Source organism: Streptomyces sp. NPDC021749 (assembly GCF_040640655.1).
GTDB lineage: Bacteria > Actinomycetota > Actinomycetes > Streptomycetales > Streptomycetaceae > Streptomyces.
Genome location: NZ_JBFACE010000059.1, coordinates 19,615 through 29,395 on the forward strand (window position 1 = coordinate 19,615; position 9,781 = coordinate 29,395).

General features: G+C 69.3%; 9 protein-coding genes and 3 pseudogenes. 5 read left to right on the forward strand and 7 right to left on the reverse strand.

Annotated elements, in window-relative coordinates:
- The first annotated feature begins 45 nt into the window (after nucleotides 1-45).
- On the forward strand, nucleotides 46-432 hold the full coding sequence (locus AB0G35_RS34480; protein WP_360957876.1) for a hypothetical protein: 387 nt from the start codon (nucleotides 46-48) through the stop codon (nucleotides 430-432).
- A gap of 390 nt (nucleotides 433-822) precedes the next feature.
- Here the strand turns inward: AB0G35_RS34480 and AB0G35_RS34485 are convergent, their stop codons facing one another.
- From AB0G35_RS34485 to AB0G35_RS34495, 3 genes and pseudogenes are all read right to left on the reverse strand, one after another.
- A complete protein-coding gene (locus AB0G35_RS34485) occupies nucleotides 823-1,335 on the reverse strand; it encodes a hypothetical protein (RefSeq protein WP_360957879.1) in 513 nt (170 codons plus the stop codon).
- A gap of 57 nt (nucleotides 1,336-1,392) precedes the next feature.
- A pseudogene (locus AB0G35_RS34490) lies at nucleotides 1,393-1,559 on the reverse strand (ISL3 family transposase); the annotation flags it as partial.
- Between the two features lie 334 nt (nucleotides 1,560-1,893).
- Nucleotides 1,894-2,124 (reverse strand): annotated as a pseudogene (locus AB0G35_RS34495) (transposase family protein); the annotation flags it as partial.
- Nucleotides 2,125-2,308: 184 nt separating this feature from the next.
- Between AB0G35_RS34495 and AB0G35_RS34500 the strand changes: the two are divergent.
- Both AB0G35_RS34500 and gap read left to right on the forward strand, forming a co-directional pair.
- Nucleotides 2,309-3,265 (forward strand): helix-turn-helix domain-containing protein, encoded by a 957-nt coding sequence (locus AB0G35_RS34500; RefSeq protein ID WP_360957882.1) that lies wholly within the window; start codon nucleotides 2,309-2,311, stop codon nucleotides 3,263-3,265.
- A gap of 111 nt (nucleotides 3,266-3,376) precedes the next feature.
- On the forward strand, nucleotides 3,377-4,378 hold the full coding sequence (gap, locus tag AB0G35_RS34505) for a type I glyceraldehyde-3-phosphate dehydrogenase (RefSeq protein WP_360957884.1): 1,002 nt from the start codon (nucleotides 3,377-3,379) through the stop codon (nucleotides 4,376-4,378).
- A gap of 158 nt (nucleotides 4,379-4,536) precedes the next feature.
- Here gap and AB0G35_RS34510 read toward each other — a convergent pair whose 3' ends face one another.
- The 3 genes from AB0G35_RS34510 to nadC form a co-directional block, all read right to left on the reverse strand.
- Nucleotides 4,537-4,830, reverse strand: coding sequence for a DUF1330 domain-containing protein (locus tag AB0G35_RS34510; RefSeq protein ID WP_360957887.1), 294 nt, complete (start codon nucleotides 4,828-4,830; stop codon nucleotides 4,537-4,539).
- A gap of 382 nt (nucleotides 4,831-5,212) precedes the next feature.
- On the reverse strand, nucleotides 5,213-6,070 hold the full coding sequence (locus AB0G35_RS34515; protein ID WP_360957890.1) for a PhzF family phenazine biosynthesis isomerase: 858 nt from the start codon (nucleotides 6,068-6,070) through the stop codon (nucleotides 5,213-5,215).
- Entirely contained in the window at nucleotides 6,058-6,951 is an 894-nt protein-coding gene (nadC, locus tag AB0G35_RS34520) for a carboxylating nicotinate-nucleotide diphosphorylase (protein ID WP_360957893.1), read from the reverse strand. Before nadC ends, AB0G35_RS34515 begins: the two co-directional genes overlap by 13 nt.
- A 388-nt stretch (nucleotides 6,952-7,339) precedes the next feature.
- On the opposite strand from nadC, the gene AB0G35_RS34525 reads away from it, so the two are divergent.
- Both AB0G35_RS34525 and AB0G35_RS34530 read left to right on the forward strand, forming a co-directional pair.
- On the forward strand, nucleotides 7,340-7,765 hold the full coding sequence (locus AB0G35_RS34525) for a helix-turn-helix domain-containing protein (RefSeq protein ID WP_360957896.1): 426 nt from the start codon (nucleotides 7,340-7,342) through the stop codon (nucleotides 7,763-7,765).
- A gap of 111 nt (nucleotides 7,766-7,876) precedes the next feature.
- Nucleotides 7,877-8,137, forward strand: coding sequence for a hypothetical protein (locus AB0G35_RS34530; protein WP_360957899.1), 261 nt, complete (start codon nucleotides 7,877-7,879; stop codon nucleotides 8,135-8,137).
- Between the two features lie 224 nt (nucleotides 8,138-8,361).
- On the opposite strand, the pseudogene AB0G35_RS34535 reads toward AB0G35_RS34530, so the two are convergent.
- Nucleotides 8,362-9,462, reverse strand: a pseudogene (locus AB0G35_RS34535) (IS701 family transposase); the annotation flags it as partial.
- Nucleotides 9,463-9,781: the final 319 nt, after the last annotated feature.

Here is a 9,781-nt window from a genome sequence, read left to right on the forward strand (position 1 = left end):
GCCGTGGCATGTCCGCACGGGCCCTGAAGCAGGAAAGGGGCACAGATGATCATGTCGTTGTTGGCGCTGCTGGTGGGCTTGGGTGTGCTGGTCGCGCTCGTGGTCGTCATCGCCGTCGCGGTGGGCAAGCGCGGCAGGAGCGCGCAGCCCCAGGTCCCTCCCGGGGGATGGGGGCCGCATCCGGGTGCGGGCCCGGGCATGACGAACCAGGCGCCGTATCCACCCATCCAGCAGCCCGGCCAGGGGTTTCCGCCCGCCCAGCAGCCCGGCCAGGGGTTCTGGCCGGCGCAGCAGCCGGGCCAGGGGTCTCCGCCGGCGCAGCAGCCGGGTGCGCAGCCGTATCCGCCGGTCACCCCTCCCGGGGAGCCACCGCACAATCCCGGACCGTATGGCGCCCCACCGCCGCAACAGCCGCCCTACCAGGGGCAGTGACACCCGGAGATCACCGAGGACCGGCCGCGAAGTCTTGGCGGCCGGTCGACGCGTTGGAAAACGCGGGCGTTGACGCGCCTTCCGCGCCGCACGAGGTGCAGGCGCGGTGGCGTGATGGACGTCCGATGACGTCTATCTGTGCTGTGCTGCCGCCATCGGCATCGGTGCATGACCAGCAACGCCGGCGCCCCGCCCCTGCCCGCTGCATGCTGCAGGACACGCATGGCGAGCCAAGGTCGACCAACGCGTCGGAAAGCAAACCGGATGCGGCTTCTGCTCCGGCCGCTACGCCACCGAGTCAACCTCGCTCGCAACGCTCCGGCCAGACCTTGCCGCCCAGTGGCATCCGAGCTTTCCGTGAACCGGTCACGGTGAGTCATGAGACGTGGCTCAAAGGCAGTGGTTCTGGGTGCGCTCTGTGGCGAGAAAGTCTCGCGCCGCGGAGGTGACCCGGTCGTGAATGTGCTGCTGGTCCGGAGGTTGATCGTTCGGCAGGTCGAGCCCTCTCGCCAGATCAGCGATGGGTTGCAGCGCGTCGGGGTAGTCGAGTTCGGCTGCAGCTTCTTCATGGATCAGCTTCGCTCCGTGCACCGGGTCGAGTTGGCACGCCACGATCTGGCCGGCCCACCATCGAGCCGCGGTCCATCGCGCCTTGGCAAGATCTTCCGAGGTCAGCGGCAGCAGACCCAACTCTTCCAGCACAAGGTCGAACAGCTCGCGGGCCTGGGGATACTCACCCCGCGCGAGGCCAGCCAGCAGGGGAAGCGAGGGAGCCTCGATGTCGGCCATCAGGGCGTCCAGGCCCAACTGGACCAGGTAAGCGTCCGAGGGACGCTGCCAGGGTTCCATGGCCAAGTCGGCAGCGGCCATGCGGATCAGGCTGATCGCTACTACTGCGTCCACGCTGTCGCCTTCCCATCAACTTTCCGTAGAGGGAAGTCCTATCACCGAGAGCCGGTGTCAGGTGGCCGGCAATACGCGCTTGCGCAGCAGGCTGAAACCGGCTCGGCCGAACATCTGGCGCTTGAGCATCTTGACCCTGTTGACGTGTCCTTCGACGACGCCGGAGTTCCAGGTCAGGGTCAGCCGGCGATGACGGCGTCGCGGTCTCGATCGATGCCGGCTGCGAGAGTGTGGAGACCGGGAAGGTCGTCCTGGCGGACGGCGTCGAGCCACTGCGGGAGTCGTTCCCCCTGCCGCTCGGTGAGCATCTGGGGGTCGGCCTCCAGCAGCGCGTGGACCGTGGCGTGCGGGGCTCGGACGCGGTTGGCGAATCGCTCGCTCAGCCATGGAGAGTTCGCCTTCTCCTCGGGCGGCGCCGGATCGTCGGCCTTCGCCTCGGGTCGCTTCGCCAGCCATGCGGCCAGGCTGGACGCCTCTCGGTCGGGCAGCAGATCCAGTCAGTCCCGGCATCTGCTCAGCGAACGTCCGCCGAGCACACGAAGGCCCCGGACAGAAGAACCGCCGGACTCGCAGTTGCAGGACGACCAAACGTCCCCCACTGGGCACGTCCGCTGGAAACCGCAGGTAAGAGCTGTGCACCCGGGCCGACTCGCTCGCACAGTCCGGGCATGCCGCCCGGTCCGCCGTACTGCAGACTTCGATGCGTATCGCCTCGTAGCCCACGTCCAGCGACAGCACCGACACGTCCGCGACGGACGGTAACAGCAGGCCCTCCAAACGGGGCGCCATCTCTTCCCCGACGCCGCACTGCCGACCGCATCAAGATCGGTCCTGGTCATTTTCCGGCAACTTCCCGGAGCCCGATCGGAGCGTCCGCCGTCACTCAGCGTCCGCGCTTCACGGAAAGCGAGCCAGAACCAGTTCTCGTGAACGAGCCAGACGCACCGACGTCCCCCCCCAGTAACCTCATCCTGTGCCAACTTCCCACCTGCATCGCGTCGCCGTCCTTGTGCTCGAAGGTGCGAAGCCGCTCGATGTCGGCATTCCCGCGCAGGTTTTCACCACCCGCGCGAGCATGCCGTACGAGGTGCGGGTGTGCGGGGCGGCCCCCGGCCTCGTGACCGGCGGCGACGGCCTGGCGTACTACGTCGCCCACGGCCTGGAGGCGCTTGCCTGGGCCGACATCGTTTTCGTCCCCGGCTACCGGGCCCCGGACCGCGACGCCCCGCCGCAGGCCGTCGTCGACGCACTGATCGCAGCCCACAACCGGGGCGCCCGGCTCGCCGCCATCTCCACGGGCGCCTTCGCACTCGCCGCCACCGGCCTGCTCGACGGCAGACGCGCCACCACACACTGGCACTACACACAGGCACTTATGGCCAGGCACCCGCGCATCCAGATCGACGAGAACGTGCTGTTCGTCGACGAGGGCAGCGTGCTCACCTCAGCCGGTGCCGCCTCCGGAATCGACCTGTGCCTGCACATCCTGCGCGGCGACCTCGGAGTGGCCGCCTCCAACCACGCGGCCCGGCGCCTGGTCGCCGCCCCCTACCGCAGCGGCGGCCAGGCCCAGTACGTGCCGCGCAGCGTCCCCGAACCACTGGGCGAGCGGTTCGCCGCCACCCGCGAGTGGGCGCTGCACCGCCTCGGCGAGCCCCTCACCCTCGACACACTGGCCCGGCAGGCCGAGGTCTCGCCGCGCACGTTCTCCCGGCGCTTCGCCGAAGAGACCGGCTATACGCCGATGCAGTGGGTGATGCGCGCCCGTATCGACCTGGCCCGCGAACTGCTGGAGCGCTCGCAGCGCAGCATCGAACAGATCGCCGCCGACGTCGGGCTCGGCACCGGCGCGAACCTGCGCCTGCACTTCCAACGCATCCTGGGCACCACACCGAGCGAGTACCGGCGCACCTTCACCCGCGGCGAATAACCCCGTCCCCGACACCGCGTATGGCGGGATCCTTTTGAACCCTGGCGATCCCGCCACTGTCCGCGGCGAAAGCCGCGGGCGAGGCTGGTGGCGAAGGAAAGGACAGCACTCATGACTCGCATCGCCATCAACGGATTCGGCCGCATCGGACGCAACGTGCTGCGCGCACTGCTGGAGCGCGGCGACAGCGCCCTCGAGATCGTCGCCGTCAACGACCTCACCGAGCCCGCCACTCTCGCCCGGCTGCTCGCCTACGACAGCACCGCCGGCCGACTCGGGCGCCCGGTGACCGCCGACGGGGACGCTCTCGTCGTCGACGGCCGCCGGATCACGGTGCTGGCCGAGCGCGAACCGGCGCAGCTGCCGTGGGCCGAACTCGGCGTCGACATCGTCCTGGAAGCCACCGGTCGCTTCACCTCGGCCAAGGCCGCCCGCGCCCACCTCGACGCGGGCGCACGCAAGGTACTCGTCAGCGCCCCGTCGGACGGCGCCGACGTCACCCTCGCGTTCGGGGTCAACACCGACGCCTACGACCCGGCCGTGCACACGATCGTCTCGAACGCCTCCTGCACCACCAACGCGCTCGCGCCGCTGGCCAAGGTGCTCGACGAACTCGCCGGCATCGAGCACGGGTTCATGACGACGGTGCACGCCTACACGCAGGAGCAGAACCTGCAGGACGGCCCGCACCGCGACGCCCGTCGCGCCCGGGCCGCCGGCATCAACATCGTGCCGACCACGACCGGCGCCGCCAAGGCGATCGGACTGGTGCTGCCCAACCTCGACGGCAAGCTGTCGGGCGACTCGATCCGCGTACCGGTGCCGGTGGGCTCGATCGTCGAACTCAACACCACCGTCGCCCGCGACGTGACACGCGACGACGTACTGGCGGCCTACCGCGCCGCAGCCGAGGGGCCGCTCGCCGGCATCCTGGAGTACTCGGACGACCCGCTGGTGTCGTCCGACATCACGGGCAATCCCGCCTCGTCGATCTTCGACTCGGCCCTCACCCGCGTCGACGGCCGCCACATCAAGGTGGTCGCCTGGTACGACAACGAGTGGGGCTTTTCGAACCGCGTGATCGACACGCTCGAACTCCTCACCACCCACTGACCGGACACCGGGGCATACCCCGCCTCCGGCGACCGCGCCGGAGGCGCACTTCCGTTCAGCGCTCTGGTTGACCAGTCAGGCGGGTCAACCAGAGCGCCCACGAGCCGGGGTGCTCCCCGCAGCCGGCGTCGTGTTCCTCCCTGACGCGGCATCGGTCGTCAGTCGAGGCCTTCGATGATGCGGAAGTCGCGCTCGACGCCGTCAGCAAGTACGGCCAGTGCCTCCTGGTAGGCCGCACTCGCGCGTGCGGCGACCGCCTGTTCGAAGCTGTCGAACTCGATCAGGACGGTGCGCTCCGCGATTCCGGCGTCGTGTGCGACGACCCGGCTGCCGCGGGAGAGCGTGCGCCCGCCCGCGGCCCTGACGGCTGGACCGGCCAGCTTGTCGTAGGCAGCCACCTTCTCGGGGTCTGCGATGGTGCGGTAGACGCTGACCCAGTAGCCCTTGGCCACGGTACCTCCTGTGTTCGGAATTGATGATCAGAAGCATGCTCAGATCCATGGCCGGCGCGCTGTGGGTCAGCGAGCCGACGGAGACGGCGTCGAAGTCGAACGGCTTCGATCAACCGGCTGGGATCTGCGATCGGATGGGGCTCGGGTGAGCGTCGGCGGGCGAGGACGAGCCAGAGCCGGTCGAGTCGATGACTGGCCTCGCCGGAAGGGCCGTGGCCCGGACTGGAACGAAGAGGAGCCGGCAAGTAGGTACGAGTCGCACCAGTACGACGTGATCGGCCATCAACCCTGAGCCCTGCCGCAGATGCCGCCAGAACTGGCCGGGCTCTCACAGGCGCAGGTGGACCTGCGCACCGGCACCCTCGCCTTGAGCGCGCAGGCCTCATCGCATGACCGTGCGCACGATCGCTGCCTGGCCGCCGACTCGGATCCGGTGTCCCGTGCGGTCGCGGTGGGCGCTCGCTGTGATGGTGGACGGGCTGCCGAGGTGATCACCCATGTCGACAGCGAGGCGGTGTGTGCCGAACCCGGCAGCATGCGCTGCCAGGCAGGCCGTGCTGTTGGCGTTGGCGATGTCCTCGGGGACGCCGATCGACGGGGCGAACATCCGGGCTGCTGCTCGGCCGTGTCGGTCCGGGGGCGAGTAGGCGTAGCAGCCCAGCAGACCGTAGCGGTCACCGGCTGCGCGCAACAGGGTTGAGTCCGGGGTGAGTTCGGCCAGTGCGGCGCGGGATCGGATGGGCAGCAGAAGCCTCGGCCGCCCGTTCGACGCCACGCAGGCGTCGCCGGCGACCGCGTCCTCTGTCAGTCCGAGGCCGCCTGCGACTGCCCTCAGTTCGGGTCCACCGGCGCTACGCAGGCTGACCGGGCCCGGGTCGAACGACGCCGTCAGGCCGTCACCGTTTCGGCTTGCCCGACCGTCGAAGCTGCGGTGGCCCGTACGCAGGGCGGCCCGGTAGTCGTGGTCGCCGCCTTCCCGTTCGGCGAGCACGGCGAGGGCGGCGACGGTGCCGTGGCCGCAGGCGGGCAGTTCGCCCTGGGCGGTGAAGAACCGCAGTGTGTACGCGGGCCGATGACGCTCGATTCCGGTCGCGCGGAGGAAGACGGCGTGCGATGTTCCCCACTCCGTGGGAATGCGGCATCGCTCCTCGTCGGTGAACGGCGCATCATCCAGAACGGCGGTCGGGCTGCCACCCGCGCCGTCTCGCTGACACGCGACGACGACCTCTACCTCGGACATGGCACCGGACCGGTGGTCAGCAGCATGGTCAGGTCGAGTGCGGGCGCGCTGTGCGTCAACGCCCCGACCGAGATGAGGTCGACGCCCGTCCCGGCGATGGCGAGAACTGTGTCCAGGCGGATGGTGCCCGAGGCCTCCAGCAGGATCCGGGAAGCGTCGGCCCGCCCGGCCCGGAACTTCACGACCTGCTCGATGTCGGCCACCGGCATGTTGTCGAGCATGATCCAGCGGGCTCCGGCGTCGAGGGCCTCGACGGCCTGGGTGACGGTCTGCACCTCGACATCGCTCTCCACGGTCTGCCCGGTGCGCGCCATCCCGCGCCTGACCGCCTCGATCGCGGCGGTCACCCCGCCCGCCGCGGCGATGTGGTTCTCCTTGAGCAGGACCATCGCCGCGAGATCGAGGCGGTGGTTGTGGCCGCCGCCGGCGGTGACCGCGTACTTGTCCAGGGCGCGCAGGCCCGGCGCCGTCTTGCGCGTGTCCAGGATGCGCGCCCTGGTCCCTGCCACAGCTTGGACGTAGCGGTCGGTCAGCGTCGCGATGCCGCACATGCGCTGCAGGAAGTTCAGCGCCGTACGCTCCCCGGTGATCAGGCTGCGCGCCGAACCGGACAGGTGCACCAGGACCTGGCCGTCGGCCAGTCGGGCGCCGTCGGCGACGACCGGCTCGACCTTGACCTCGGGGTCGACCTGCGCGAAGACCTCGGCGACCACGGGGAGGCCGGCGGCGATGCCGCTTTGCCGGGTGCGGATCTCGGCCGTGGCCACCAGGTCCTCGGGAACGCTCCACACGGTGGTGATGTCCTTCCCTGACGCGTCCTCGGCCAGGGCGGCAGCGGCGGCGGCCCGTGCTGCCGCCGAGGGAAACTCGGTCGTGGTCATCTGGTCTCCATCTCTGAGTGGACGTTGGCTTGGTGGCGGCAACCGCCGACGAGGCAGCACTGAAGTTCCGCTGGGCCGGTTCACAGGACCTGGTGGATCCTGTACTCGATCTCCCGCGTGCCGGTCACCCGTCCCCCCGGCCACGAACAAGTTCCCAGTGAGCCGTCCGTGCGTCTCGGCGCCGACGCCGAACTCGGGGCACCACGCGCAGGCACCGGTCCTCCCGGCCGGCCTCGCCTCCGTCGACACGGGCTTTCAGGAACGCCTCTCACCCAGGTCGTCGGGGCAGGTGCCACAACAGCCTCCTCCGTTTCGATTTCCGAAGCGGCCACTGATGCTAGCGTGTCGGAATTCGAAGCACCAACCCTGGAGAGCTGGACATCCCGACATGGCAACACCCAGACCTGGCAATCCCGTTCGCGGCTCGACCACCGGCCGCCCCCTCATGGCCGCACTCGATCTGTTCGGGCGGCGCTGGAGTCTGCGCATCCTGTGGGAGCTTCGCGCGGGCCCGCTTGGATTCCGCCCCTTGCAGAAGCGGTGCGACGACATGTCCTCCAGCGTGATGCGGCAGCGCCTGACCGAACTGCTGGATGCCCAGGTGATTCACCAACTACCCGACAGCCGCTACGAGCTCACCCCGCTGGGGCAGGAGGCGCGCCACGCCCTGAACCCCCTCGCCCACTGGGCGGAACACTGGGCGGCCACGATCGACCCGCAAAAGGCGGACCACACCGACGACCAGTCCGCCAGCCGCGCCTCACATCCGGACACCGTGGACGACGGGACGCCGGAGAGGGACTCCGCGGACTGACGCCCGCCACGGATCAGAGGCGCCGCGGGCCCGGACGAAGGCCCTCTCGGGAACCAGATCGCTGCCCTTTGGCGCCTGGACGTCGCGCTGCGGGAGAAGGCGCTCTGGAAGATGCTCTACGAATCGGCGGCCCGGGCGGAGGAGATCCTGTGCCTGAACGTCGAGGACCTGCACCCGGGCGACAAGCGCGGCCGGACCCTGGCAGAGGGCGGGGCGACCGAGTGGATCCACTGGCAGTCCGGCGCCGCCCATCTGCTGCCCCGGCTGATCGCCGGCCTGGTACTCCAGTTGCGGTTCTCCATATGCCCTGGTCAGGGACCTCTTTTGGAGTGTAATCGGCTGATGCGCCGTCGGGGCGGCGGTGGTTCGTGACTCACCTGATCGGGGTGCGTGCGGTGCTGGTAGTGGCAGTAGCGGGCGATGGCCTGGTGGCGACGTCGCCAGCGGGACCAGTGGAGACGGCATCTGGGTGCCTGGTGCCGGGCCGCGGAGGAACGGGCAAGGTCCAACAGCCTTCGGATTTCCCACGGTGAGGGGAACGAGGCTGCTCGAACCGTTTCTGCGGCCCCCTTTTCGAGGGCATGAGCTGTCATCGCAGCCAGGAAGGCGTGCGCGAGCATGGCCAGGGTGATGTGGCGGTACCAGCCGACGTAGCGGCGGACTTCGTACTGGTCCAGGCCGCATTCGTTCTTCGCGGCCTGGAAGCACTCCTTGATCGCCCACCGGGCACCGGCCACCCGGACGAGTTCGGATACCGTGACGTCCGCCTGGGCAAAGGCGAGGTAGTACGCGACCTCTTCGGGACGCGCCAGGCTGCGGCGGGCCAGGACCCAGCGGTAGTGGGTGGGATTGCAACCGTCGATGGTGGGCAGCTTGGCCGCGGCCCAGTCGTAGACCCGTGGTCCCTTCGCGCCACTGCCGCAGGACATCCGCTCCCATGCCTCGGCCGGGGTGCCGGCCAGGACATGGTCGATGCGCCAGCTGCCCGCCGGTGACTTGACCTGCTGGGACTTGGGAACCGCCAGGACGTATCCCACGCGGGCCTCCTCCAGCATCTGCCGGAAGTGCCACTCCTGTCCGTAAGCCGCATCCGCGGTCACCCAGGCGATCGGCAGTGCGGAGTCCAGCGCCCGCTGGACCATAGCGCGTGCGAGTTCCGGCTTGGTCGCGAAGGACTTGCCCTCCGGGATGCGGGCGGCGCGGCACCGGTCCGAGTCCTCGGTCCAGGACTTGGGCAGGTAGAGCTCGCGGTCCACCAGGGCCCTGCCCTTGGCGGAGGCGTAGGCGGCGAACACCCCGATCTGGCAGTTTTCCGTGCGGCCGGCGGTGCCGGAATATTGCCGTTGCACTCCGGCGGAGACGGTGCCCTTCTTGAGGAAGCCGGTGTCGTCGACGATCAGCACACCGTCCGGCTGCCCGAGCCGCTCGGCTACGTAATCCTGCAGGTCATCACGGATCTCGTCAGGTTCCCACGTGCACCACGACAGCAGCCGCTGCAACCCGTAGGGAGTGGCGTTGCCGGCGTGCTCGGCCAGCTGCCAGCTGTTCTTCCGGCCTACCGGTCCCAACAGGGCGCGCACGTAGTCCCGCATCCGCCGCCGCGGCTCGACGCGCCCGAACCGCTCTCCCACCCGCAGCAGCAGCGACTCCAACTCGGCATCCCACAGCCCTACTTCGACATCGTTCTCCGTCTCCATAGCCGGTTCAACGCACCCCGATGGGGTGAGTCACGAACCACCGCCGCCCTGACGGCGCATCAGCCGATTACACTCCAAAAGAGGTCCCTGACCAGGGCACCTGACCAGGGCATATGGAGAACCGCAACTGGAGTACTAGGGCGCGTATCGAGTCGTGATCAATCTGTGTGATGTGCCTTCGTGGCACGGCCTGGTCCGGTAGACCGTCGTATGTGACGCGAGTGCAACTGACCGACCCTGAGTGGGAGTTCATCGAGCCGTACCTGCCGATCGGTGAGTACGGCCCGTACCCCGCGCGGCTGCGGCAGCAGTTCGAGGG

Excerpts from the sequence above, each read along its gene's own strand:
- AB0G35_RS34515 (WP_360957890.1), bottom strand. The coding sequence starts at position 6,070 with ATGTCCGAGGTAGAGGTCGTCGTCGCGTGTCAGCGAGACGGCGCGGGT.
- nadC (WP_360957893.1), bottom strand. The coding sequence starts at position 6,951 with ATGACCACGACCGAGTTTCCCTCGGCGGCAGCACGGGCCGCCGCCGCT.
- AB0G35_RS34530 (WP_360957899.1), top strand. The coding sequence starts at position 7,877 with ATGCTCTACGAATCGGCGGCCCGGGCGGAGGAGATCCTGTGCCTGAAC.
- AB0G35_RS34480 (WP_360957876.1), top strand. The coding sequence starts at position 46 with ATGATCATGTCGTTGTTGGCGCTGCTGGTGGGCTTGGGTGTGCTGGTC.
- AB0G35_RS34525 (WP_360957896.1), top strand. The coding sequence starts at position 7,340 with ATGGCAACACCCAGACCTGGCAATCCCGTTCGCGGCTCGACCACCGGC.
- gap (WP_360957884.1), top strand. The coding sequence starts at position 3,377 with ATGACTCGCATCGCCATCAACGGATTCGGCCGCATCGGACGCAACGTG.